The organism is Microbispora hainanensis, assembly GCF_006874475.1.
Taxonomy (GTDB): domain Bacteria; phylum Actinomycetota; class Actinomycetes; order Streptosporangiales; family Streptosporangiaceae; genus Microbispora; species Microbispora hainanensis.
The window spans coordinates 103,609-127,856 of the sequence record NZ_VIRM01000019.1 but is presented as its reverse complement, the minus strand read 5'-3'; the positions used below and the strand labels follow the sequence as shown (position 1 = coordinate 127,856).

The window sequence follows — 24,248 nt, the reverse complement described above, 5'->3', positions numbered from 1 at the left end:
CCAAGGCAGCACTGACGCGCCCGCACCGGTCCGGTGCGGGCGCATCATTGTTGTATGGATCTCGACAAGGCGCGTGAGTTCGTCAGGAGCAACCACCGAGCGGTCATGCTGACCCGCCATCCGGACGGCCGGCCGCAGACCTCCCCGGTGACCGTCGGCTGCGACAAGGACGGCTACATCGTCGTCAGCAGCCGCGAGACGGCCGTCAAGACCCGCAATCTGCGGGAGAACCCGCAGGTCGTGCTCACCGTGATGACCGACGCCTTCTACGGCCAGTGGATGCAGATCGAGGGCGTCGCCCACGTCGTCTCGCTGCCGGACGCGATGGAGCACCTGGTGCAGTACTACCGCGACATCAGCGGCGAGCACCCTGACTGGGACGACTACCGCGACGCCATGATCCGGGATAAGCGAGTGATCATCCGGGTCGAGCCCACGCGCGCCGGCCCCGACTTCCACGGCTGAGCCCACGCCGGTCCCGGCTCCGGCCGGGACCGGCGTGAATCCCGTCGCTCAGGACAGCCGCTCCAGCACCATCGCCATGCCCTGCCCGCCGCCGACGCACATCGTCTCCAGCCCGATCGACTTGTCGTGGAACCGGAGGCTGTTGACCAGCGTGGAGGTGATGCGGGCGCCGGTCATGCCGAAGGGGTGACCCACCGCGATCGCGCCGCCGTTCACGTTGAGCCGCTCGATGTCGATGCCCAGCTCCTGGTAGGAGGGGATCACCTGGGCCGCGAACGCCTCGTTGATCTCGACCAGGTCGACGTCGCCGATCGACATGCCCGCGCGGGCGAGGGCCTGCCGCGACGCCTCGATCGGGCCCAGCCCCATGATCTCCGGAGACAGGCCGGTGACGCCGGTCGACACGATCCGGGCGAGCGGCGTGATGCCCAGCTCGGCGGCCTTGATGTCGCTCATGACGACCACCGCGGCGGCGCCGTCGTTCAGCGGGCAGCAGTTGCCCGCCGTCACCGTGCCGTCCGGCCGGAAGACCGGCTTGAGCTGCGAGACCGCCTCGTACGTCGTGCCGGCCCTGGGGCCGTCGTCCTTGCTCACCACGCTGCCGTCGGGGAGCGTCACCGGGGTGATGTCGCTCTCCCAGAAGCCGTTGGCGATGGCCTTTTCCGCGAGGTTCTGCGAGCGCACGCCGAACTCGTCCTGCTCGCGCCGCGAGACGCCCCTCAGGGCCGCGACGTTCTCGGCCGTCTGACCCATGGCGATGTAGACGTCCGGCAGCGCGCCGTCCTCACGCGGGTCGTGCCACACCGGCGCGCCGCCCTTGGCGGTCTCCTCCGTACGCGCCTTCGCCTCGTCGAACAGCGGGCTCTGCGCCTGGGGCATGTCGGAGCTGCCGTTCACGAAGCGGGAGACGGTCTCGACACCGGCCGAGATGAAAACGTCGCCCTCGCCCGCCTTGATGGCGTGGAACGCCATCCGCGTCGTCTGCAGCGAGGAGGAGCAGTAACGCGTCACCGTGGTGCCCGGCACGTTGTCGAGCCCGAGCATCACCGCGACCACACGTCCCAGGTTGTGGCCCTGCTCGCCACCGGGGAGCCCACAGCCCAGCATGAGGTCGTCAACGTCGTTCGGGTCGAGCTGCGGCACCTTCGCCAGCGCGGCGCGGACCATCTGCACGGTCAGGTCGTCCGGGCGGATGTCCTTGAGTGACCCCTTGAAGGCGCGGCCGATCGGCGACCGCGCGGTCGCCACGATGACTGCCTCGGGCATGTGACTCTCCTGCCTGATCTCGTGCCCCTCCACACGGGGTTCCGGGGGGCCTCCTCACCGGAGGTTACCCCTCGGTACGCCGCCCGCCACGCCCCAGGCCCCACTCACCAGAATTTTGTACTACTGCACAAGCGGTGAACTCAGCCGTACATGCCGGGGGTGGTGGCGGTGCCGTCCTTGACGGCGTGGAGGGCGCCCTTCTCGTCGCGCCACAGGCGCCAGCCGTTCTGGCTGCCCGTGAACCAGGAGGGCGGCGCGGCGGAGGAGTTCTTGCGCTTGCCCGTGGCCAGGTCGAACTCGCACAGCGCCGCGATCGAGTAGAACCCGGGGATCATGCCGCGCAGCGGCAGCGGTTTGGGGTCGGTCACGCAGAACGACCAGCCGGTCGCGCCGCTCACCGGGGTCGGCTCGCCGGTGCTGAGGTCGAAGACCGAGCCGGGCGCGTCGCGCTTGAGGAAGCCGAGCTTGTTCATCTCGGGCGGGAAGGCGAGCCACCAGCCCGACCCGGGCACCTGGGCGGGCGTGATCTGCCCCAGGACCCGTCCGGTCTCGGCGTCGAGCCGGGCGAACCCGCCATACTGGCCCTGCTCGTCGACCGGGCGGACGACCGGCGCGTACGCGGGGTTGCCGCTCGGGTAGACGCGGACGACGGACGGCCGCATCCAGTCGACGGCGCCGTCGGCCAGACGCGCGGAGAACAGGCCGAACGTCGAGGTTTCCTTGGTCTCCGGGTTGGTGTACGGGGCGACGTACCCGATGATCTTGTCGCCCGTCGCGCCGAAGGCCCAGCCCCCGCTCAGGTCGACGTCGGGGCCGAGGGCCTGCTCGATCGGCAGCTGCCAGAGGGTCTTGCCGTCCTTGAGCGTGCGGGCCTCCAGCACGGGGTGGGAGGCGAGCCTGAGCATGACGACCTTCGACGCGTCGGACCATTCGACCTCGGCGATGCCGGCCAGGCGCCACTTCACGGCTCCGTCGCGGGGGTCGAGGACCACGACCCGCGCAGTGGAGAGCGCGGTGTCCTCGGAGACGCAGACATACGTCCCGCAGCGCTGCGGCCCGAAGGTGGAGCGCACGGGCCTGGTCCACTTCTGCTGGCCGGTGCGGGCGTCCCTGGCGACCAGGGTGGCGCCCTTGTGGCCGGCGGCGGGGGGATCGAGCGCGATCACCACGGCCTGCCCGCCGCCGGTCTCCACGGTCGCCGGGGCCTGCACCCCCATGCCGGGGAGCCGGCCCGTCATCGTCGCGGGGTGCGCCCAGAGCCGGCGGCCGGTGGCGAGGTCGAGGACGACGGTCTCCAGGGAGCCGTCGGGCCGCAGGGAGGTGGTGGCCGCGACGCCGCCTCCCGTTGTGGCCCGGCTGACCGCGTTCACCTGCGTGTTCTGCCAGGCCGGGTAGTCCTTGGCGGCCTCGTCGCCGCCGGAGCAGCCGGTGAGGGCGCTCCCCGCCAGCACGGCGGTCGCGGCGAGCGCCAGAGCGGGTTTCGCGTGGTTCAGCTGGGGCCGGATCATTTCGCTCCTACAGGGGGTGATGGCCCGGCCGCAGGAGGTAACCGGCTCTAGGCGTTCGGAAGCGGCCCGGGTCTCCGGCGGAGCAGCGCCGCCCATCGTCCATGGGGGCCGACCGCCCGGCCGGCGACACGGGTCGCGGTGACCTCGGTGCCGGGTTCCTCCACGGCCATTGCGGCCAAGAGGTATTGCGATCCTTCGACGCGCACGGGTTCCGGCTCGGGCCACAACCCCAACGCGGCGCATACAGACGGTAGCACTGCGTACGCGGCTTGTAGGTAACCTCGGGCAGATGGGTGAAAACGATCAGGTCCGAACATCTCTGCCGGGTTCGCGTCGAATTCGGGTCCGAGCAGGTCGGCGAACGCCACCGTGCGGCCGCCCGCCTCGATGACGGCGACCGTCTGGGCCGCGGCGAGCTGCCGCGACCAGCGCCGGGTGACCCATCGGAGCGGCTGCGCGATCGGGCGTACGGTGCCCAGGTCGGGGCAGGTGCCCACGACCACCTCCGCGCCGGCCTCGCGCAGCCGGCGCACCGACTTCTGCAGGTGCCGTACGGCCCGGGCCGGCAGGGTGGCCGTGGTCACGTCGTTGGCCCCCACGAAGATGACCGCGATCTCCGCCCGTGCCTCCAGCGCGCGGTCCACCTGGACGCCGAGGTCCACCGACGCCGCGCCCGACTGGCCGACGACGGTGAGGTGCACCGGGCGCTCGGCCACCGCCGCCAGCCCGTACGCGATACGGACACCCGGGGTGTCCTCGGCGTCGGTCATGCCGAGACCGACGGAGGTGGAGTCGCCGAGGACGGCCATCCGGATCGGCTCTCCGGGGAAGGCGCCGTACACGCCGTCGGAGTGCGGGCCGTCGAGGCCGTGCGGCTGCCCCACGATGCGCCGGGCCACCATGGCCTCGGCCATGAGCAGGCCGTACGTGACCGCTCCCAGTGCTGTGAGACCGCCTCCGCCCAGGGCGGCGGCGGTGGCGATGCGCCGCGCGGCGCGCACCGCGCCGGACGTCCAGACCACCCGCCCTCCTCCATGCTCACGGTACGGTTTGAAAGAAGAAACTAGCCGAGTTCCGGCCACCCCTATCGGAATCGCGGCTGACGGCAGGCTGACAAGCTTCGGCAAACAAGGTGGTCATGGCGGTGCGCGTACACGACTCGCTGGTGGAGCTGATGGGCAACACCCCGCTCGTCCGGCTGCGCAGGGTAACGGCGGGCGCGCCCGCCCAGGTCCTGGCCAAGGTGGAGTATTTCAACCCGGGCGGTTCGGTGAAGGACCGCATCGCCGTGCGGATGATCGAGGCCGCCGAGCGGAGCGGCGCGCTGAAGCCGGGCGGCACGATCGTCGAGCCGACCTCCGGCAACACCGGTGTGGGCCTGGCCATCGTGGCGCAGGAGAAGGGCTACCGCTGCCTGTTCGTCTGCCCGGACAAGGTCGCCCAGGACAAGATCAACGTGCTTCGCGCCTACGGCGCCGAGGTCGTCGTCTGCCCGACCGCCGTCTCGCCCGACCACCCCGACTCGTACTACTCGGTGTCCGACCGGCTGGCCCGCGAGATCCCGAACGCCTGGAAGCCCGACCAGTACTCCAACCCCGAGAACCCGGCGAGCCACTACCACTCCACCGGGCCGGAGATCTGGGAGCAGACCGAGGGCAGGATCACGCACTTCGTCGCCGGCATCGGCACCGGCGGGACGATCAGCGGCACCGGCAGATACCTCAAGGAGGTTTCCGGCGGCCGGGTGAAGGTCATCGGCGCCGACCCCGTCGGTTCCGTCTACTCCGGCGGCACCGGCCGCCCCTACCTGGTGGAGGGCGTCGGCGAGGACATCTGGCCCGCGACGTACGACACCACGATCTGCGACGAGATCATCGCGGTCTCCGACAAGGACTCGTTCGGCATGACCCGCAGGCTCGCACGGGAGGAGGCGCTGCTCGTCGGCGGCTCGTGCGGCATGGCGGTGGTGGCGGCCGTACGGGTGGCCCAGGCGGCCGGGCCGGACGACGTCGTGGTCGTGCTGCTGCCGGACGGCGGCCGCGGCTACCTGTCGAAGATCTTCAACGACGAGTGGATGGCCGACTACGGCTTCCTCACCACGTCGAGCGAGGAGGGCCTGGTCGGCGACGTGCTGGGCCGCAAGACGCCGGGGCTGCCCGAGTTCGTCCACGTCCACCCGCACGAGTCGGTCGGCACCGCGATCTCGATCATGCGGGAGTACAACGTCTCCCAGCTTCCGGTCATGAAGGAGGAGCCGCCGGTCATGGCGGCCGAGGTCATCGGCTCGATCGTGGAGCGCGACCTGCTTGAGGGCCTCTATCGCGGGCGGGTGCGGTCGGAGGACGCGATCGGCGGTCACATGTCCGCGCCGCTGCCCATGATCGGTTCCGGCGAGCCGGTGGCCCGGGCGGTCGAGGCGCTGGAGAAGGCCGACGCCGCCGTGGTCCTCGACGACGGCAAGCCGGTCGGCATGGTCACCCGCCAGGACCTGCTGGCCTTCCTCGCCAACCACTGATCACGCTGTCTCGCGCGCACCGGCGCCGGATCGTCGACCGCCGGTGCCGCGTGGCGTTCCCGGGTCGGCGCGCCCGCCGCACACCCGCCGGGACCAGGCGGTGCGTGCGGCTACGCTCGACCTCATGAACCAAGGTTTCGAGACGCTGGCCATCCACGCGGGCCAGGAGGCGGACCCGCACACGGGCGCCGTCGTTCCTCCTATATACGCCGTTTCGACCTACAAGCAGGACGGCGTGGGCGGCCTGCGGGCGGGTTACGAGTACAGCCGGTCGGCCAACCCGACCAGGACCGCCCTGGAGGAGGCGCTGGCCGCCGTCGAGGGCGGCGTGCGCGGGCTGGCCTTCGCGTCGGGCCTCGCCGCCGAGGACACGCTGCTGCGCACCGTCTGCAAGCCCGGCGACCACGTGGTGATCCCCGACGACGCGTACGGCGGCACCTATCGGCTGTTCTCGCGGGTGCTCCAGGAGTGGGGGGTCACCTTCGACCCGGTGCCGCTCGGCGACCTTGACGCGGTGCGCGCCGCCGTACGGCCGGAGACGAGGGCGATCTGGGTGGAGACGCCCACGAACCCGCTGCTGAACGTCGCGGACATCGCCGCTCTGGCGTCCGTCGCCCACGACGGCGGCGCGGTGCTCGTGGTGGACAACACCTTCGCCTCGCCCTACCTGCAGCAGCCGCTCAGCCTCGGCGCCGACGTCGTGGTCCACTCGACGACCAAGTATGTCGGCGGCCACTCCGACGTGGTCGGCGGTGCGCTGGTGACGCGGTCGGCCGACCTCGGCGAGCGGCTGGCCTACCACCAGAACGCGATGGGCGCGGTGGCCGGGCCGTTCGACTCCTGGCTCACGCTGCGCGGCCTCAAGACGCTGGGCGTGCGCATGGACCGGCACTGCGACAACGCCGAGCGCGTGGTCGACCTGCTGCTGTCGCACCCGAAGGTCGTCCAGGTCCTCTATCCGGGCCTGCCCGAGCACCCCGGCCACGAGGTCGCGGCCAAGCAGATGCGGCGTTTCGGCGGCATGGTGTCGTTCCGCGTCGAGGGCGGCGAGGAGGCCGCGGTCGAGATCTGCAACCGCGCCAAGCTGTTCACGCTCGGCGAGTCGCTCGGCGGCGTCGAGTCGCTGATCGAGCACCCCGGCAGGATGACCCACGCGTCGGCCGCCGGGTCGCCGCTGGAGGTCCCCGCCGACCTGGTCCGCCTGTCGGTCGGCATCGAGACCGTCGACGACCTGCTGGCCGACCTCACCGAGGCCCTCGGCTGAGCCGTCGGAAATCTCAGCGCCCGCTTAGCGCCCACTACGCGCCGGGGCCGTACGCTCCGGCGCGGAGGGGCGGGCGGGAGCCATCCACCGTTCGCACAGCAGGGCGGCGAGCGCCGCGGCGGTCAGGACGGCGCCCGCCACGGTCACGCTGCGGACCCCCGAGTGGTCGATCAGCGCGCCGCCGAGCAGCGACCCGCCCGCGATGCCGATGTTGAAGGCCGAGCCGGTGCCGGCCGAGGCGATGTCGGTGCTGCCCGGGGCCACCTGCAGCGCGCGGCTCGCGATGGCCGCCGCCAGCGCGCTGAACGACATGCCCGTCACGCAGAGGGCCACCACCGCCACCGGGTGCAGGGCTCCGAAGGCGTACAGGGCGAGCAGCGCGCACGTGATGAGGGCGAGCGGCCCGGCGATGGCGGCTCTCGGCCGGGTGTCGAGCAGCCGGCCGACCACGATCGTCCCCGCGACCCCGGAGATCCCGGACGCGAGCAGCAGCGGGCTGAGCGCGGCCGGGGCGAAGCCGCCGAAGTTCAGCAGGAACGGCGTGATGTAGGTGTACGCGGTGAGATAGCCGCCCACGCCGATGACGGTGGCGACGACGAGCAGCGCGTAGCGGCGGGCGTCCGGGGTCGCGCCGCGGCCGGGTTCGTGACCGTCGGAGCCCGCGCCCGTCTGCCGGCGGCCGGGCATGAGCGTCGCCACGGTGACACAGGTGATCAGGCCGACGACCGCGGCCAGGGCGAACGCGGCCCGCCAGCCGACCTGCTGGCCGAGCCAGGTGCCCGCCGGGACGCCGAGGACGGGCCCGAGGGAGCTGCCGATCGACATCCGGGCGATCGCGCGCCCCCGGATCTCCGGGGGGAACATCGCCGCCGCGGCCGGGGTCGCGACCGACCAGAACAACGCCTGGGTGGCCGCGACCAGCAGCCGGGCGGCCAGCAGCGTCGGATAGTTCGGCGCCACGGCGGTCAGCAGCATCCCCGCGACGAACACGCCGAGCGTCACGGTGAGCAGCCTGCGCCGCGGCACCCGCTGGGTCAGCCGCGTGAGCGGCAGTGACGCCAGCACCACGACGGCGGCGTACCCCGTCACGAGCAGGCCCGTCTCGGACGGCGACCGGTCCAGATCGGCCGCCATGACCGTGAGCAGCCCGATGGGGAGCACCTCGGCGGTGACGTAGGTGAAGGCCCCGACGGCGAGGGCGACCAGCGCCCACGCCGCCCGGCGACGCGTCGTTAAGTGCACCCGCTCCTTCTTCCCCCGTTTCCGGCCAAAGACGTTCTACCGGACATTCAGGGGTAAGCGGGAATCTTTTTCTCAGGGGTTGAAGAAGACCATCAGGAACAGGATGACGAGCCAGATCAGGGCGCTGATGCCGCCCAGCGCGGCGATCCGGCCGGTCTGCACCTTGGCGTCGTCCTCCGTCGACTCGCTGGACAGCGCCGCGATGGCCGTGCGCTGGTCACGCTCGACGATCACCAGCAGGACGGCCGCCACGACGAACAGCGTCATCGACACCGACAGGTAGGGCGCGCCGAGCGCGCTGCGGCCCAGCAGCAGGCCGAACAGGAAGACCCCGATCGTGAGCAGGCCGAACATCCGGGTCGCGCGGTGCAGATACCGCAGCACGCTCAGATCGCGCGCCCGGATGTAACGCGGCGTGACGCTCGTGACCGCCGTGAGCGGACCGAGCGCGAAGATCGCGAACCCTATGTGCAACCACAGCAGCAGATGGTCGAGAGGCGACATGGGCAGAGGCTATCGCCTGAGTGATCGGCTCCGCAGTGCCCGGACACGCTCGTCGCGGGGCGCGTCGGACGCCGGGAGGGCGCGGGCTACTTCCGGCGACGGGGGCGGTTGTGGACCGCCATCTCGTACAGCACTCCGGTGAGAATCATGAGGACGACGAGGCCGACCGCTGCGAACATGGGAGCGCTCCTTCCACGTGCATGTGGAACGACCAGCGCGAACAGGGGATGCCTGTCTATCGTCCGCCGATTGCAACCCGGTCGGCAATCGATTATCGATCTCCCCGGGCCGCGGCCGTCCGTCTCCCGCCCGCGCCCGCTGTCCAGTGTCCAGTGTCCGGTGCTTCCCGGCCCCCGTGGGCACCCCCGCCCACGCAGATCTGCTTAATGCCCGGCCGGCGGCCGGCGAACCGTCTACCGGTCCGTCTCCTCCCCGGTAGCGGCGACCCGGCGCAGCGCGTGCACGGCCCCCAGCTCCCCGGATCCGGGGTCAGCGGGTGCGGCGGGCGCGCAGGAAGTCGCTGACGACGTACTCGCCGAGGCGGTCGGCGCTGGCGGAGAAGACCCGGCCGCCGTTGCGCCGGGCGACCTCGTCCACGAACTCGCGCAGCCGCTCGTCGGCGGCCAGCATGAAGACGTTGATCGTCGCGCGTCGCCGGGTCATCTTGTCGACCTCGGCGAGCGTCAGCGTCAGCGTCTCCTGCGACGGCGGCCACTCGAAGCGCGGCACGCCGTTGCGCATGAGGTGCGCCGTCGGCTCGCCGTCGGTCACGACCAGGACCACAGGCTCGAAGTCCGGGTGCCGGTCGAGGTGACGGCCCGCGATCAGCAGGGCGTGATGGAGGTTGGTGCCCTGCACCATGTCCCATTCGAGCCCGGCCAGCTCGTCGGGCCGCAGCACCCGCGCGTAGTTCGAGAAGCCGATGATCTGCACGGCGTCCTGCGGGAACTTCGAGGCCACCAGCGCCTGGAGGGCGAGCGCGGTCTGCTTGGCCGCCGCCCAGGTGCCGCGCAGGGCCATCGAGTAGGACAGGTCGACCAGCAGGCACACGGCCGCCGCCGAGCGCCGCTCGGTCTCCACGACCTCGAAGTCGTCCACCGTCAGGCTCACCGGCGCGCCCCCGCCACGGCGAACGCCGTTGACGACCGTACGGACGACGTCGATGGGCTGCTCGTCGCCGAAACGCCACGGGCGGGTCGATCCGGTCGGCTCCCCGGCCGTGCCCGCGTCGCGCTGGTCGTGGTCGCCGCGCCGGCCCGAGTCGAGCGAGGCGAACACCCGGCGCAGGGCGGTCTCCCCGAGCCGGCGTACGGCCTTGGGGGTGAGCTCCAGCTTGCCGCGGTTGCGGCGCAGGTAGCCCTGGGCCTCCAGCTCGCGCTCGACCTGCCGCAGGGCCTCCAGGTCGTCCACGGCCGAGCGGCCGAGCGCCCGCCGGATGGCCGCCTCGTCGATGTCGTCGAGCCGGGCGCCGGGGTAGTCCTGGCGCAGCGCGGTCTCCAGGTCGCCGAGGTCGGCCAGCTCCTGCAGGGCCGTCACCGCGTCGCCCATGCCCATCGGCTGTTCGCCTGACACCCGTTCGGGGGTGTTCCAGGCGAGGTCGGGACGGCGGGCGTAGAGGGCCTGGCCGAGCCGGTGCATCTGCTCGGCCAGGCCGGCCTGCTCCAGCGTGTTGTTGATCAACCCGGCCAGCTCCTCGCGCTGCTCGGGGGTGAGCGAGGCGAGCATCCGCTGCGCGGCGGCGGCACGGCGGGCGAGCTGGTCGACCAGCTCGTCGAGGTTGCGCGGATTCTCGGGGAACATGTCCCCGTATTGCTGCATGAACCGGTCGAAGTCCTCCTGGGTGTGCTCACCCCGGGCGTCGCGGTCCAGCATGTCGTTGAGGTCCGACATCATCTGCCGGACCCGCTCCATCGCGGCCGGGTCGGGGTTGGCCAGCGCGTCGCGCATGCCGCGGAACTGGCTGTCGAGGACCTCCCGGCGCAGCAGATCGCGCAGCTCCTCGAACGTCTGCCGCGCGGCGGCCGACCGCCAGTCGTAGTCGGCCAGCTCCTGGACCGCCCGTGACGTGTCCGAGGGCAGCGCGTCGAGCGCCGCCTCGCGGAAGCGGGCGTCGTCGGAGGGGTCGGGGAACAGCTCGGCCCGCTCCTGGCCGATCGCCTTGTCGAGCAGGGCGCGCACGCGCTCCAGCGTGCCGTCGAGCCGGGTGTTGTCGCGCAGCTCGCGGCGGCGCCGCCGCACCTGGCGGAGCAGGTCGTCCAGGCCGCGGCGGTCGGGAGCGCCGGGGAGCCCGCGCCGCAGCAGGTCGCGCAGCGCGTCCATCGGCGTCGAGCCGGACAGGATGGCGTCGCCCATGTCGTCCAGCGCCGAGCGCACGTCGTAGGGCGGAGCCAGCGGGTCCGGCCCGTCGTGGTACTCCCGGTAGAAGTAGCTCACGTCCGGTACACCGCGGTGCCGTCGGTCTCGTCCTTGGACAGCCTGCGCATCAGGTAGAGCCCCTCCAGCGTGAACTCCAGCGCCGCGGCGGCGTGGCCGGGCGACTCGTCGCCCTCGCCCATGCCGAGCCGCGTCATGATCTTCGACAGGCCCTCGACACGGCCGATCCTGCGCAGCAGCTCGTGGGCCGGCACCAGCTCGCCCGACTCGACCTGCGCGCCCTCGCCGAACCGGTCGAGCAGCGGCGCGAGGTCGGCGCCGCCGAGCGAGGCGCGGAAGGTCTCGGCCGTCGCGCGGCGCAGCAGGTGGGAGAGCACGTCGATCTCCCGCCCCTCCTCGCTGACCTCGAACTCGACCTTGCCGCGCAGCGTGTGGACCACGCCGGGCAGGTCGCAGACCCGGGTGACGGGCCGTTCCTCCCCGGTCAGCGCGGCCCGCCGTACGGCGGAGGCGGCGGCGGTCTCGGCGGCGGCGATCGAGAAGCGGGCCGACACGCCCGAGCGGGAGTCGACCGCGGTGGACTCGCGGACCAGGCGGGTGAACCGGGCGATCACCTCGACCAGGTGGTCGGGCAGGTCGGCGCCGAGGGCGCCGAGGTCGGCCTCCTGGCGGATCAGGACCAGCTCGTCCTCGACGGTGCGGGGGTAGTGCGTGCGGATCTCCGCGCCGAAGCGGTCCTTCAGCGGGGTGATGATCCGGCCCCGGTTGGTGTAGTCCTCGGGGTTCGCGCTGGCGATCAGCAGGATGTCGAGGGGCAGCCGCAGGTTGTAGCCGCGGACCTGGATGTCGCGCTCCTCCAGCACGTTGAGCAGCGCCACCTGGATGCGCTCGGCCAGGTCGGGCAGCTCGTTGACGGAGAAGACGCCCCGGTTGGTCCGGGGGACCAGGCCGTAGTGGACCGTCTCCGGGTCGCCGAGCGTGCGGCCTTCGGCGATCTTGATGGGGTCGACGTCGCCGATGAGGTCGCCGACCGAGGTGTCCGGGGTGGCCAGCTTCTCGCCGTACCGGTCCTCGCGGTGCTTCCACGCGACCGGCAGGTCGTCGCCGTGGGCGGCGGCCAGCCGCCGGCACCGGACGCAGACCGGCTCGTACGGATGGTCGTTGATCTCGCAGCCCTCGACCACGGGCGACCACTCGTCGAGCAGGCCGGTGATCGTGCGGATCAGGCGGGTCTTGCCCTGGCCGCGCTCGCCGAGCAGCACGAGGTCGTGGCCGGCGATCAGCGCCCTCTCCAGATGGGGCAGGACGGTGTCGTCGAAGCCGACGATGCCGGGGAACCGGGTCTCGCCGGCCCGCAGCCGGGCCAGGAGATTCTCCCTGATCTCGGCCTTGACCGAACGGTATCGGTGTCCACTCTCGCGCAGTTCACGCAGAGTGCTAGGGGCAGGCGTGGGCGATTTGTGCACGGAGTCGAGCCTACGTCCCCATCAGGCGATCCGGCAGCCGGGTTTGAAGACACGGCTGCGGGCCGTGAGGCCAATTGGACGGGCGGCCTGTGCGTTGACCTCCGTTCAGTGGGGAGAATCGGCCCAAGGAAACAGTCGCGGAGGAAGAGAGGGCGAGACATGGCGGTATTGACGAGCCGCTTCGCCGACGGTCTCGCCGTGGGCGCCAACCTGGTGGAAGCGGCCGAGACGGCCGTACGCCAGGCGTTGGCCGGCCTGTCGGGTCCGCCAGACCTGGTGTGTTTCTTCGTCTGCGGGGACGATCCCGACGACGTGGCCAGCGCGGGCCGGCGGGCGATGTCCGTGGCGTCCGGGGCCGACGTGATCGGCTGCAGCGCGACCGGCGTGATCGGGCACGGCCAGGGCGTGGAGCTGACCCCCGCCGTCAGCGCGTGGGCGGCCTCCCTCGGCGGCGCCAGGATCGACACCTTCGCCCTGGAGACGCTGAGGACGGAGGACAAGTTCGTGGTCGTGGGGCTGCCCGAGCGCGTCCCCGACGACCGGGCCGCGATCCTGCTCGCCGACCCCTACAGCTTCCCCACCGACGCGTTCATCGAGCACTCCCATGAGGTGCTGGGCAACCTGCCGATCGTCGGCGGCCTGGCCAACGGGCTCCAGGGCCGTGGCTCCGTACGGTTGTTCGCCAACGGCGAGGTGCACGACTCCGGCGCGATCGGTGTGATCATCGGCGGCGAGGTGAACATCGGGACGGTCGTCAGCCAGGGCTGCCGGCCCATCGGCCCGTCCATGGTCGTCACCCGGGCGGAGGACAACGTGCTGCTCGAGCTGGCCGGCCAGCCGGCCCTGGCCCGGCTGGAGGACATCGTCAGCGCCCTCGACGAGGAGGACCGCGACCTGGTGGCCGCCGGCTTACAGATCGGCATCGCCATGGACGAGTACGCCGAGCGCCACGAGCGCGGCGACTTCCTGATCCGCGGGGTCATCGGCATCGACCCCGAACGCGAGGCGGTGGCCGTCGGCGACGTCATCGAGATCGGCAGGACGGTGCGCTTCCAGGTCAGGGACGCCGAGACCGCCGACGAGGACCTCTACGAACTGCTCGACGCCCATCTGCAGCAGCAGCCCGGCCGGGTCGAGGGGGCCCTGCTGTTCTCCTGCAACGGCCGGGGCTCGGGCATGTTCGACTCGGCCGACCACGACGCGCTCGCCGTACGCGAGACGCTGGGGCCGATCGGGGTGGCGGGGTTCTTCGCCGCGGGCGAGGTCGGGCCGGTCAGCGGGCACAACCACGTGCACGGCTTCACCGCGTCGCTGCTCGTCTTCTCCAGCGGCAGCGGGTTCTCCAGCGGCACGGGCCTGTCCACCGGCAGGGGAGCGGGTGCGTGAGCGACCTCACCCTGGCCGTCGACATCGGCGGTACGAAGTTCGCGGCAGGCCTGGTGGAGCCGGACGGGCGGGTGGTGGCCGCCGAGCGGGCCGCCACCCCGCAGGGCGCAGACGCCGAGACGCTGTGGCGGACGCTGACCGGCCTGCTCGACCGGCTGGACGTGCCGGACGCCCTCGCCGGCGTGGGCGTCGGCTGCGGCGGCCCGATGACCTGGCCCGAGGGGGAGGTCTCGCCGCTCAACATGGGCGGCTGGCGCGGCTTCCCGCTGCGCGGCAGGCTCGCCGGGCGCTTTCCCGGCGTCCCGGTCCGCATCCACAACGACGCGATCTGCCTGGCCGTCGCCGAGCACTGGCGCGGCGCCGGGCAGGGGAGCGCGGCCATGCTGGGGATGGTCGTGTCGACCGGGGTCGGCGGCGGGCTGATCCTCGGCGGCAGGCTCATCGACGGCGGAACGGGCAACGCGGGCCACATCGGCCATGTCGTGGTCGATCCCGAGGGCCCGCCGTGCGGCTGCGGCGGCACCGGCTGCCTGGAGGCGATCGCCCGCGGCCCCGGCCTCGCCGCCTGGGCGCTCGCCCAGGGCTGGTCGCCGAACGCCGAGGTCACGCGCGAGGGGCTCTACCAGGAGGAGGGGACGGCGACCGCCCGCAGGCTGGCCGCCGACGCCGCGGCGGGCGACCCGATCGCGCTGGCCGCGATGGCCCGGGCCGGGCGAGCCCTGGGTATCGCGATCGCCTCGGCCGTCAACCTGTGCGACCTCGATCTCGTGACCGTCGGCGGCGGGCTCAGCCAGGCGGGCGGCCTGCTGTTCGGGCCCCTGGAGGAGGCGTTGCGGGAGCACACCCGGATGGGCTTCGCCGGGCGGGTGCGGGTCGTGCCCGCCTCGCTCGGGCAGGACGCCGGCCTCGTCGGCGCCGCCGCCCTCGTCATCGCGGGTGACAGCTACTGGTCACCCGGACTCTGAACGCGTGTCGCCTTCTGGAACCTGTGATGATTGGCGCATGGCTGTCCCACAGGTGACGTACGAGGACGTCGTCGCCGCACGCGAGTTGCTGTCGGAAGTGGCGGCGCAGACGCCGATCCTGCACTCACGGGTGCTCTCGGAGATCGTCGGCGGCTCGGTGCACCTCAAATGCGAGAACCTCCAGCGGGCCGGGTCGTTCAAGGTCCGCGGGGCGTACGTGCGGATCGCGCGGCTGAGCGAGGAGGAGCGGGCCAGGGGCGTGGTGGCGGCCAGCGCGGGCAACCACGCGCAGGGCGTGGCGCTGGGCTCGTCGCTGGTCGGGGCCAAGTCGACCGTCTACATGCCCGAGGGCGCGCCGCTGCCGAAGGTGGAGGCCACCCGGGCGTACGGCGCGGACGTGATCTTCGCGGGGCACACGGTCGACGAGGCGCTGCGGGCGGCCAGGGAGCACGCAGACAGGACCGGCGCGGTGTTCATCCACCCGTTCGACCACCCCGATGTGGTGGCCGGGCAGGGCACGGTCGGCCTGGAGATCCTGGAGCAGCTTCCCGGCACGGCCACGATCGTGCTGCCCATCGGCGGCGGCGGTCTCGCGGCGGGGGTCGCGCTCGCGGTGAAGTCCCAGCGCCCGGGGATCAAGGTGGTGGGCGTGCAGGCCGAGCGGGCCGCGGCCTACCCCGACTCGCTGGCCGCGGGCCGGCCGGTGATGGTCGAGCCCGCGTCGACGATGGCGGACGGCATCGCGGTCGGGCGGCCGGGCGACCTGCCGTTCGAGCTGATCCACTATCTGGTGGACAGCGTCGTGACGGTCTCGGAGGAGTCGCTGTCACGGGCCCTGCTGCTGTGCCTCGAACGCTCGAAGCTGCTGGTGGAGCCGGCCGGGGTGGCGGGGGTCGCGGCGCTGCTCGACCAGCCGCACGCGTTCGAGCCGCCGGTGGTCGTCGTGCTGTCGGGCGGCAACATCGACCCGCTGCTGCTGGCCAGGGTGCTGCGGCACGGCCTGGCGGCGGCGGGCCGCTACCTGGCCTTCCGCATCCGGCTGACCGACCGCCCCGGGGCGCTGGCCGCGCTGCTGGCCCGGCTGGCCGACCTCGGCGCGAACGTGCTCGACGTGGTCCACGAGCGGTTCGGCTCCCGGCTGCACCTGGAGGAGGCCGAGGTCCTGCTGCAACTGGAGACCCGCGGCCCGGCGCACTGCGACGAGGTGCTCAGCGCCCTGCGGCGGGACGGCTACAAGCTGCTGTTCTCCTGAGCTCGTTGATCGGCGCTGTGTTGACCGGCGCTGTGTTGACCGGCGCTGTATTGATCAGGGCGGTGCGGATCAGGGGATCGGGGCGGGACGCTTCGGCTCGTACAGCCAGGCGTCGAACAGCGCCTTGAGGTTCTTCCCCGAGATCAGCTCGGCCATCGAGATGAACTCCTGCGTCGTGACGTTGCCATACCTGTGGGCGTCCGTCCACGCCCTGATCAGCGGGAAGAACTTGTCGTCCCCGATCTCCCGGCGCAGGGCGTGCAGCGTCATCGCGCCGCGGTTGTAGACGGCGGCGCTGAACAGGTCGTCGGCCCGGGCCGTGCCCGGGGGGTAGCTCCACATCGGGTCGGCCGCGTTCGCGTAGTAGCGCCGGAAGGCCGAATCGGCCGTGTATTGACCGGTGTGCTCCGCCCACAGCCATTCGGCGTACGTCGCGAAGCCCTCGTTGAGCCACAGGTCCCGCCAGCGCTTGATGGTCAGGCTGTCGCCGAACCACTGGTGCGCCAGCTCGTGCGCGATGATCGTGGGCGCGGGGGAGAAGCCGCCATAGATGGGCTTGGTCTGGTTCTCCAGCGCGTACCCCGCCGCGTAGTCGTCGATCACGCCGCCCGTGGAGGAGAAGGGGTAGGGCCCGAACACGCTCGACCAGTAGTCGGTGATCTTCGCTGTCTGCGTGTAGAGCTGGTCGAGCGAGCCATGGAAGGAGTCGGCGACGGCGGCGTAGATCGGCAGGCCCTTGGCGCTCGTGCCGGTGCGGACCTGGAACTTCCCGGTCGTCATCGTGGCGAGATAGCTCGCCATCGGGTGCTTCTCCCGCCACACGAAGGTCGTCTTGCCGGCGTTCGTCTGCGGCGTCCCGGCCATCTCGCCGTTGGCGATCGCGGTCAGCCCCGCGGGGACGGTGATCCGGAAGTCGTACGTCGCCTTGTCGGAGGGGTGGTCGTTCGACGGGAACCAGGTCTTCGCGCCGTTCGGCTCACACGTGACGAACGCCCCGTCCGGGGTGGAGATGAAGCCGTACTCGCCGAGGTTGGCGGAGTCGCGCATCGGTTCCGGCACGCCTGAGTAGTCGACCGTGACCGCGAAGCGGGCGCCGTTCGAGATCTGCCTGCCCGGCTCGATCACGAGCTCGTCCTTGCTGCGGCTGAACGAGGCCGCACCGCCGTCGACCGTCACCCGGCTCACCGTGAGCCCGTGCAGGTCGAGGTCGAACGAGGTCAGGTCCTGCGCCGCCGTCGCCTCGATCGTGGCGGTGCCGGCGAGCTTCCTCGACGTCGGGTCGTACGACAGGCGCAGGTCGTAGTGCTGGACGTCGTAGCCGCCGTTGCCGTCGGTGGGAAAGTCGGGGTCGCCGATCCCCGGGGCCCCGACGGTGCTGTTCGACGCGCCGGCGCCCGGCGACGCCGAGGCGACCGCCGCCGCCGGGGACGGCGTGACCGCACCCTCGGACGGCGCGCAGGCTGTGGCGGCGCCCACGGCCACGGCGCAGATCACGGCGGAGATCGACCGGCCGGCCCGCACACGGGCCGGTGTGATGGTCGCCGCCAGGAGCGAAGGAAGACGATGCGTGGACATATGTGTGGCAACTCTACGCGAAGCCGTGGTGTGGTCCGGGGAGTGACTCGGGACGTTTTGCCTGGTCGCAGGGGTTGCCGGGGTTCGCGTGAGGCCTGTGGGGCGGGCGGGTCTCAGGCGTCCACGACGAGCGTCCCCGCCGCCTTGTCGTGCAGGGCCTGCCTCCTGCGGTCGAACAGGATCCAGGCGAGGTTCACCAGCCCGAGGCAGCACACCCAGCACAGGACGATCTCCACCGCCTGGCGCACCGCGATCGGCCCGGGACCGGCCGGCTCCCCGTTCTCCCGCACGACGCGCATGCCGAACAGCCTCTTGCCCACCGTCTGGCCCTTCCAGAACGACTGGAGCAGCCAGTAGTAGAAGAACCCGATCACCCCCACGAGTAGGCCGTCGCGGACCGAGATCAGCACCATGTCGGACGCGACCTTCAGGGTGTCCACGGTGAGCGGCGAGGTGACGAGCCCGACGAGCACGGCGTCGGTGATGCCGGCGAACAGGCGGCGCCAGCGGCCGGCGAGCCGCGGCGCCGTCTGCCCGAAGGGCGGGGGCGTCCAGGGAATCCTCGGTTCCTCGTACGGATTTCCCGGAGGCGGCGGCGTTCCCATGGCTGAATGGTCACCCTGCCGCCCTTCGGGCAAAGCCGGGCACGCGCAAAGGGTGCGTCAGCGGGTGCGCGGCAGGTGCCGGAGGGCGGCGGGTGTTGGAGGCGGCGGGGCTCAGCAGGGTGTCCTGTGCAGAGGGTGCCCGGCGGGTGTCAGAGGGTGCCGCGGCGCTCCTGCTCGCGCTCGATGGCCTCGAAGAGCGCCTTGAAGTTGCCCTTGCCGAAGCCGAGGGACCCGTGCCGCTCGATGAGCTCGAAGAAGACGGTCGGACGGTCCACCACCGGCTTGGTGAAGATCTGCAGGAGGTAGCCGTCCTCGTCGCGGTCCACGAGGATGCGGCGCTTCTTCAGCTCCTCGACCGGCACGCGGACCTCGCCGATCCGGGAGCGCAGCTCCGGGTCGTCGTAGTAGGAGTCGGGCGTGTCGAGGAACTCGACCCCCGCTTCCCGCATGGCGTCGACCGTCGTGACGATGTCGTTGGTGGCCAGCGCGATGTGCTGCACGCCCGGGCCGCCGTAGAACTCCAGGAACTCCTCGATCTGGGACTTCTTCTTGCCCTCCGCGGGCTCGTTCAGGGGGAACTTGACCTTGCGGGTGCCGTCCGCGACGACCTTGGACATCAGCGCCGAGTATTCGGTGGCGATGTCGTCGCCGATGAACTCCGCCATCTTGGTGAAGCCCATGACCTTCTCATAGAACTCCACCCACTCCTCCATGCGCTCGACGTTGCCGACGCAGTGGTCGATCGCCTGGAAGAGCCGGCCGTTCTTCACCGCCGGCGGCGCGGCGATCGGCTCGGCCGCGACGTATCCGGGCAGGTAGGGCCCGGTGTAGTTGGACCTGTCGACCAAGGTGTGCCGGGTCTCGCCATAGGTCGCGATCGCCGCGACCACGACCTTGCCGTGGTCGTCCTCGACCACGTGGGGCTCCTCAAGGCCACGAGCGCCCTGCGCCAGCGCGTGGCGGTAGGCCGTTTCCACGTCCGGCACGTCCAGCGCGAGATCGATCACGCCGTCGCCGTGCTCGGCCACGTGACGCGCGAGCGGCGTGCCCGCGCGTACGGCTCCGCGCAGCTCGAACCGGGCCGAACCCGACACGAGGACGTACGCCACCTCGTCGCGGCTGCCCGTCTCCGGCCCCCGGTAGGCCACCAGGCGCATCCCGAAGGCGGTCGAGTAGTAGTGGGCGGCCTGCTTCGCGTTGCCGACCGCGAAGACCACCGCGTCCATGCCGTGAACCGGAAAGACATCGTTCATAGGCCAACTGTCCGTGGGCATGGCCAATTTGCGCAACAGTGAGTTGTTTTGGTGGACAATGTGCTCAGTCTCCGCCTCGTACAAGGGGAAATCGTTATGACGATTGACCACCTCGACGCACAGCTCGTCGCGCTGCTGGCCGCAGAGCCCAGGATCGGCGTGCTGGAGTGCTCCCGCAGGCTGAACGTCGCCCGGGGGACGGTGCAGGCCCGGCTCGACCGGATGGCCGCGAAGGGGGTCATCACCGGCTACGGCCCGGACATCGATCCGGCCGCGCTCGGCTTCGACGTGACGGCGTTCGTGACGTTGCACATCAGGCAGGTCGCGGGGCACGTGCCGGTGGCCGACCAGCTCGCGCTCATCCCCGAGGTCCTGGAGGTCCACACGATCACCGGCGGGGGAGACATGCTCTGCCGCGTGGTCGCCCGCAGCAACGCCGACCTCCAGCGCGTCATCGACCTCATCGTGGACGTCCAGGGCGTCGTACGGACCGAGTCGGTGATCGCGCTCGACACGCCGGTGCCCTATCGGACCCTCCCGCTCGTCCGTGCGGCCGGGGGTTGACCCGCGTTTTCCACAGTCTTCTCCGCCCCGGGCAGGCTTTTCCACAGACGTGGCGGGAAGTGCCGGACCATCGATGGCCATCGTTTACCGTGGTTCCATCCGCCCAGCTCAGCGGGCACAAAAGGGCGTAGCGGGGGTATCGGACTTATCGGGGGTCACAGCGTGGACAGCGCCGAAGAGGGCCCGATCGAGGAGGGCGCCGCGGAACCGCGGGCGCCACTCGACGGCCCGAACGGGGGAGGAGGCGGCGGGGACGGCGGCGCGCCGAAGCCTCGCCGGCGAAGACGGCTGCTGCGCGTCTTCCTCCTGAGCCTGGCCACCGCGATCGTCGGACTCGTCGTGTTCCTCGCCGTGGTGTGGGCGCTGACCCCCATACCGGACAGCACCCAGGAGCTGGCGACGGCCCAGGGCTCGGTGATCTACTACCGGGACGGCAAGACGGTCCTCGCCAACGAGGGCGTCAACCGCAAGACCGTGCCGCTCTCGCAGGTCCCCCAGGTGGTCAGAAGCGCGGTCATCGCGGCGGAGAACCGGACGTTCTACCAGGACCAGGGCGTCTCCCTGTCCGGTACGGCCCGCGCCGTGTGGTCCACGGTCACCGGCCGTCAGCTCCAGGGCGGCTCGACGATCACGCAGCAGATGGTCCGCAACTACTACAGCGGCCTCGGTCAGGAACGCTCCATCGGGCGCAAGCTCAAGGAGATCATGATCGCGCTGAAGGTGGATCGTTCCAAGCCGAAAGACTGGGTGCTGGAGCGCTACCTCAACACCATCTACTTCGGCCGAGGGGCCTACGGCATCCAGGCCGCCGCCCGGGCCTACTTCGACAAGGACGTGCAGAACCTGACGGCGGCCGAGGGCGCCTACCTCGCCGCCGTGATCCAGCAGCCCACCCGGTTCGCCGACCCGACCGGGGCCGCGCTCGACGCGGTGAAGGCCAGATGGACGTCGGTGATCCAGGGCATGCGCGAGATCGGCGCGATCACCCGGGAGGAGGCCGGCGCCCAGGTGTTCCCCACCCTCGCCAAGCAGCGGGCGCCGTTGTCCCTCGGCGGCCAGAACGGCTACATGCTGGCGCAGGTGCGCGCGGAGCTGAACCGGCTCGGCTTCACCGACGAGGACATCAACCACGGCGGCCTGAAGGTCACCACGACGTTCGACAAGAAGCTCATGGCGCAGGCCCAGCACGCGGTCAAGTCGGTCCTGCCGGACGACACCCCCAAGAAGGTCCGCACCGGCCTGGCGGCCGTCGATCCCGCGACCGGCGAGGTCGTCGCCTTCTACGGCGGTCGTTACGAGACCAACCAGTACGACAACGCCTTCTCCGCCAAGGTGCAGGCGGGCTCGACCTTCAAGCCCTACACGCTGGCCGCCGCGCTCGAAGCCGGATATGGGCTCGACACGCTGGTCTACGGCAACTCCCCCATCCGCATCGGCTCCGCCGACATCCCCAACTCCGGGGGCAAGTCGTACGGGCCGGCGATCACGCTGCTCCAGGCGACGCAGTTCTCGGTCAACACCGCCTTCGTGGACCTCGGGCAGCGTATCGGCCTCGACAAGGTCGTCGCCGCGGCGAAGGCCGCGGGCATCCCCGCCGCGCAGCTCGCCCCTCACCAGGGCGCCGCGACACTGCCCCTCGGGGTGGCATCGGTGAGCGCCGTGCAGCAGGCCGCCGGGTTCGCCACCTTCGCCGCCGGGGGCATCCACCACGAGCCGCACGTGATCCGGGCGGTCACCGACTCCACCGGGCTCACCCGGAAGTTCGCCCCGCCCGGCGTCCGGGCGTTCAGCGAGAACACCGCCGCCGACGCGACGTATGCGCTGGAGCAGGTGGTGCGGGGCGGCACCGGCACGGCCGCGCGGCTGTGGGACCGCCCGGTCGCGGGCAAGACCGGCACCACCGACGAGTCGGCGGCCGTGTGGTTCTCCGGCTACGTCCCGCAGCTCGCCGTCGCGGTCGACATGTTCCGCGACGACAACAAGCCGGTGAGCATCCCCGGTTACGGCGAGCTGTACGGCGGCACGCTGCCCGCCGAGATCTGGAAGACCTTCATGAGCAGCGCCATGGAGGGCAAGCCGGTCCGGGAGTTCCCCGACCCGGTCACCTGGAACCCCTACTACTGGGACACCTACGGCATGGCTCTGCCCCAGCAGAGCGGGTCTCCCACGGCCTATCCGTCGGGACCCTCCGGGGCGCCCATGCCGGACGGGGTGACGATGCCCGGCCCCGACGGGCCCGGCATGCCCGGCCCGCCCGCCGGGATGGACGAGGAGGAGGGCGCGACCGGCCAGGACGGCGAGGCCCCTCCGCGAGGCGGCGCGAACGGCATCAGCGGCCCGGTGGGCCCGGGCGGCACCGCGCGCACCCGCGATCTGGACGCCGCGGACCCCGCCACCCGCTCCGGCTCCGAGGCTGGAACCACCGGAGGGACCACCGGATCCGACCCCGGCGCCAGCGGCACGGGCGCCAGGCGGCCCGGCCAGACCGACCCCGGCACCCGGCGCACCGGCCAGACCGATCAGGGCGGTCAGGGTGGACAGGGGGGTCAGGCGGGTCAGACCGGCCCGGTCGGGCAGCTTCCCGGGCCGCAGCTCCCGATCGCCCAGCTTCCCGGCCGCTGACGGCCGGGCACTTCGGCGGCGGGCGCGACCGACCGTCCAGGCGTTGACCGTTCAGGTCCGGCTCTTCGGGCTCCGATTCTTCGGGCTGTGATTCTTCAGGCTCTGGCCGTTCAGGAGGGGACCGGGAAGTTGCCGCGGAAGACGCCGTGGGGATCGTGGCGGCGCTTGACGTCACGGAGGCGCTCAAGCACGGCGGGGGTGAAGGCGTCGGCCAGGCTCTCGCCGGGGCCGAGGAAGGTGACCGGCTTGCGCCCGCTGACCGGGAGGGCCTCGGCGAGTGTCCGCTGCCTGGCCGTGATCGCCTCGGCCGTCGCCGGATCGGCCGGGACGCCGAACAAGTAGAGCGCGTACGGCTCGGTCAGCGGTCCGTGCGGGCTGTCGGACGGGCGGGCGAACGCGCCGCCCAGATGGCGGATCTGCACGCTCATCAGCGGGGCGACGGGGTCGGCGAGCAGGGTCTTGGCGGTCGTGTCGTCCAGCGCGGTCAGCAGCTCGGCGCGGGAGGAGCCGGCCCCGGGGTCGGTGGGCTCGGCGGTGATCGATCCGAGCTCGGAGACCCGCATGATCCGCCGGGTGTCCGACAGCGGCAGGGGAAGGCGGTCCAGGGGAGCCAGCAGGTCGCGAGCCTCGGCCTCCTCCCCGAGGTAGGTGATGTCCACGGCCACCATGGGCGCGGAGCCGGGAAAATGCAGCAGGTCCAGCCAGACGGTCAGCTCGTCCGGCGCGGCGGCGGTGATCCGCCGGTAGGCGTCGACCACGTCGGGCGCGTGCTCGGCCGGCCACAGCACCCGCCCTCCCCAGAGATGCGGGGCGGGGTGAAGGGACAGCTCCAGGGCGGTGACGATCGCGAAGTCGCCGCCCCCGCCGCGCAGGGCCCAGAACAGGCCGGGGTCGGCGTCGCCGGTGACGCGCCGCTGCCGTCCCTCGGCGTCGACGATCTCGAAGGCCATCACGCCGTCGGAGACCCACCCGTGCCTGCGGCCGAACCAGCTCAGCCCGCCGCCGAGGGCGACGCCCGCGACGCTGACGACCGGAGAGCTGCCCGGCAGGCCGGTCAGCCCGTACGCCGCGGCGGCGGCCTGCAGACGGCCGGAGGACACCCCGGCCCCGACACGGGCGCGCCGGGCGGCCGGGTCGATCTCCACGGAGTCCAGCGGCCGGGTGCGCAGCAGGACGGCGCCCTCGGTGCGGCCGGTCGCTCCGTGCCCGTTCGGCTGCGCGGTGACGGTCAGCCCGGCGGCGCGGGCGTGCCGGACCAGCGCGGCGACGTCGTCGGCGTCGGCGGCCTCGGCCACGGCCGCCACCGGTTGTTCGACGGCCAGGTTCCACGGACGGCGGGAGGCGTCGAAGCCGGGGTCGCCGGGCAGCCAGACCCGGCCGCGTACGGCCGAGCGCAGGGTGTTCAGAGTGTTCACGATCATTT

19 protein-coding genes are annotated in these 24,248 nt (G+C 71.9%); 8 read left to right on the top strand and 11 right to left on the bottom strand.

The window, feature by feature from the left end; all coding sequences use genetic code 11:
* The first annotated feature begins 54 nt into the window (after positions 1-54).
* Positions 55-465 carry a PPOX class F420-dependent oxidoreductase gene (locus FLX08_RS17685; RefSeq protein WP_142619962.1) on the top strand — a complete coding sequence of 137 codons (411 nt, stop codon included), beginning with the start codon at positions 55-57 and terminating at the stop codon, positions 463-465.
* Positions 466-513: 48 nt separating this feature from the next.
* Here FLX08_RS17685 and FLX08_RS17680 read toward each other — a convergent pair whose 3' ends face one another.
* The 3 genes from FLX08_RS17680 to FLX08_RS17670 all read right to left on the bottom strand — a co-directional run bounded on the left by FLX08_RS17680 (position 514) and on the right by FLX08_RS17670 (position 4,261).
* The gene (locus FLX08_RS17680) at positions 514-1,731 is read right to left on the bottom strand and encodes an acetyl-CoA C-acetyltransferase (protein WP_142619961.1); all 1,218 of its coding nucleotides are present in this window, start codon (positions 1,729-1,731) and stop codon (positions 514-516) included.
* Positions 1,732-1,871: 140 nt separating this feature from the next.
* A complete protein-coding gene (locus tag FLX08_RS17675) occupies positions 1,872-3,239 on the bottom strand; it encodes an outer membrane protein assembly factor BamB family protein (RefSeq protein ID WP_142619960.1) in 1,368 nt (455 codons plus the stop codon).
* Between the two features lie 47 nt (positions 3,240-3,286).
* Entirely contained in the window at positions 3,287-4,261 is a 975-nt protein-coding gene (locus tag FLX08_RS17670) for an SGNH/GDSL hydrolase family protein (RefSeq protein WP_142619959.1), read from the bottom strand.
* 122 nt (positions 4,262-4,383) lie between these two features.
* Here FLX08_RS17670 and FLX08_RS17665 point away from each other — a divergent pair, with 122 nt between their 5' ends.
* Positions 4,384-5,754 (top strand): cystathionine beta-synthase, encoded by a 1,371-nt coding sequence (locus FLX08_RS17665; protein ID WP_142619981.1) that lies wholly within the window; start codon positions 4,384-4,386, stop codon positions 5,752-5,754.
* Between the two features lie 124 nt (positions 5,755-5,878).
* Positions 5,879-7,018, top strand: a complete 1,140-nt coding sequence (locus FLX08_RS17660; protein WP_142619958.1) for a cystathionine gamma-synthase — start codon at positions 5,879-5,881, stop codon at positions 7,016-7,018.
* Between the two features lie 24 nt (positions 7,019-7,042).
* Here the strand turns inward: FLX08_RS17660 and FLX08_RS17655 are convergent, their stop codons facing one another.
* The 4 genes from FLX08_RS17655 to FLX08_RS17640 form a co-directional block, all read right to left on the bottom strand.
* On the bottom strand, positions 7,043-8,260 hold the full coding sequence (locus FLX08_RS17655) for an MFS transporter (protein ID WP_208761514.1): 1,218 nt from the start codon (positions 8,258-8,260) through the stop codon (positions 7,043-7,045).
* A 72-nt stretch (positions 8,261-8,332) separates the two neighbouring features.
* The gene (locus tag FLX08_RS17650; protein WP_142619957.1) at positions 8,333-8,764 is read right to left on the bottom strand and encodes a hypothetical protein; all 432 of its coding nucleotides are present in this window, start codon (positions 8,762-8,764) and stop codon (positions 8,333-8,335) included.
* A 489-nt stretch (positions 8,765-9,253) separates the two neighbouring features.
* A complete protein-coding gene (locus tag FLX08_RS17645) occupies positions 9,254-11,197 on the bottom strand; it encodes a vWA domain-containing protein (protein WP_142619956.1) in 1,944 nt (647 codons plus the stop codon).
* On the bottom strand, positions 11,194-12,603 hold the full coding sequence (locus tag FLX08_RS17640) for a sigma 54-interacting transcriptional regulator (protein ID WP_142619955.1): 1,410 nt from the start codon (positions 12,601-12,603) through the stop codon (positions 11,194-11,196). The genes FLX08_RS17645 and FLX08_RS17640 overlap by 4 nt, the downstream gene beginning before the upstream one ends.
* A 159-nt stretch (positions 12,604-12,762) precedes the next feature.
* On the opposite strand from FLX08_RS17640, the gene FLX08_RS17635 reads away from it, so the two are divergent.
* Genes FLX08_RS17635 through ilvA form a run of 3 tightly spaced genes read left to right on the top strand, consistent with a single transcriptional unit; the run spans position 12,763 to position 16,206 of the window.
* Positions 12,763-13,989: an FIST signal transduction protein gene (locus FLX08_RS17635; protein ID WP_142619954.1), complete on the top strand. Its 1,227-nt coding sequence runs from the start codon at positions 12,763-12,765 to the stop codon at positions 13,987-13,989.
* Positions 13,986-14,954: an ROK family protein gene (locus FLX08_RS17630; RefSeq protein WP_142619953.1), complete on the top strand. Its 969-nt coding sequence runs from the start codon at positions 13,986-13,988 to the stop codon at positions 14,952-14,954. Before FLX08_RS17635 ends, FLX08_RS17630 begins: the two co-directional genes overlap by 4 nt.
* A 37-nt stretch (positions 14,955-14,991) precedes the next feature.
* Positions 14,992-16,206: a threonine ammonia-lyase gene (gene ilvA, locus FLX08_RS17625; RefSeq protein ID WP_142619952.1), complete on the top strand. Its 1,215-nt coding sequence runs from the start codon at positions 14,992-14,994 to the stop codon at positions 16,204-16,206.
* A gap of 69 nt (positions 16,207-16,275) precedes the next feature.
* Here the strand turns inward: ilvA and FLX08_RS17620 are convergent, their stop codons facing one another.
* From FLX08_RS17620 to hppD, 3 genes are all read right to left on the bottom strand, one after another.
* Positions 16,276-17,781 (bottom strand): M1 family metallopeptidase, encoded by a 1,506-nt coding sequence (locus tag FLX08_RS17620; RefSeq protein ID WP_142619951.1) that lies wholly within the window; start codon positions 17,779-17,781, stop codon positions 16,276-16,278.
* Between the two features lie 113 nt (positions 17,782-17,894).
* Positions 17,895-18,386 (bottom strand): RDD family protein, encoded by a 492-nt coding sequence (locus FLX08_RS17615; RefSeq protein ID WP_142619950.1) that lies wholly within the window; start codon positions 18,384-18,386, stop codon positions 17,895-17,897.
* A gap of 149 nt (positions 18,387-18,535) precedes the next feature.
* On the bottom strand, positions 18,536-19,639 hold the full coding sequence (hppD, locus tag FLX08_RS17610) for a 4-hydroxyphenylpyruvate dioxygenase (RefSeq protein ID WP_208761513.1): 1,104 nt from the start codon (positions 19,637-19,639) through the stop codon (positions 18,536-18,538).
* Positions 19,640-19,735: 96 nt separating this feature from the next.
* On the opposite strand from hppD, the gene FLX08_RS17605 reads away from it, so the two are divergent.
* Together FLX08_RS17605 and FLX08_RS17600 are read left to right on the top strand one after the other, a co-directional pair.
* Positions 19,736-20,203 (top strand): Lrp/AsnC family transcriptional regulator, encoded by a 468-nt coding sequence (locus FLX08_RS17605; RefSeq protein WP_142619948.1) that lies wholly within the window; start codon positions 19,736-19,738, stop codon positions 20,201-20,203.
* A gap of 162 nt (positions 20,204-20,365) precedes the next feature.
* Complete coding sequence (locus FLX08_RS17600; protein ID WP_244312714.1) at positions 20,366-22,825, top strand: transglycosylase domain-containing protein; 2,460 nt, start codon at positions 20,366-20,368, stop codon at positions 22,823-22,825.
* A gap of 110 nt (positions 22,826-22,935) precedes the next feature.
* Here the strand turns inward: FLX08_RS17600 and FLX08_RS17595 are convergent, their stop codons facing one another.
* A complete protein-coding gene (locus FLX08_RS17595; protein ID WP_142619947.1) occupies positions 22,936-24,240 on the bottom strand; it encodes an FAD-binding oxidoreductase in 1,305 nt (434 codons plus the stop codon).
* Positions 24,241-24,248: the final 8 nt, after the last annotated feature.

Coding starts and splice junctions, on each gene's coding strand:
- FLX08_RS17635 (WP_142619954.1), top strand. CDS start 12,763: ATGGCGGTATTGACGAGCCGCTTCGCCGACGGTCTCGCCGTGGGCGCC.
- FLX08_RS17680 (WP_142619961.1), bottom strand. CDS start 1,731: ATGCCCGAGGCAGTCATCGTGGCGACCGCGCGGTCGCCGATCGGCCGC.
- FLX08_RS17650 (WP_142619957.1), bottom strand. CDS start 8,764: ATGTCGCCTCTCGACCATCTGCTGCTGTGGTTGCACATAGGGTTCGCG.
- FLX08_RS17675 (WP_142619960.1), bottom strand. CDS start 3,239: ATGATCCGGCCCCAGCTGAACCACGCGAAACCCGCTCTGGCGCTCGCC.
- hppD (WP_208761513.1), bottom strand. CDS start 19,639: ATGAACGATGTCTTTCCGGTTCACGGCATGGACGCGGTGGTCTTCGCG.
- FLX08_RS17620 (WP_142619951.1), bottom strand. CDS start 17,781: ATGTCCACGCATCGTCTTCCTTCGCTCCTGGCGGCGACCATCACACCG.
- FLX08_RS17605 (WP_142619948.1), top strand. CDS start 19,736: ATGACGATTGACCACCTCGACGCACAGCTCGTCGCGCTGCTGGCCGCA.
- ilvA (WP_142619952.1), top strand. CDS start 14,992: ATGGCTGTCCCACAGGTGACGTACGAGGACGTCGTCGCCGCACGCGAG.
- FLX08_RS17615 (WP_142619950.1), bottom strand. CDS start 18,386: ATGGGAACGCCGCCGCCTCCGGGAAATCCGTACGAGGAACCGAGGATT.
- FLX08_RS17660 (WP_142619958.1), top strand. CDS start 5,879: ATGAACCAAGGTTTCGAGACGCTGGCCATCCACGCGGGCCAGGAGGCG.
- FLX08_RS17685 (WP_142619962.1), top strand. CDS start 55: ATGGATCTCGACAAGGCGCGTGAGTTCGTCAGGAGCAACCACCGAGCG.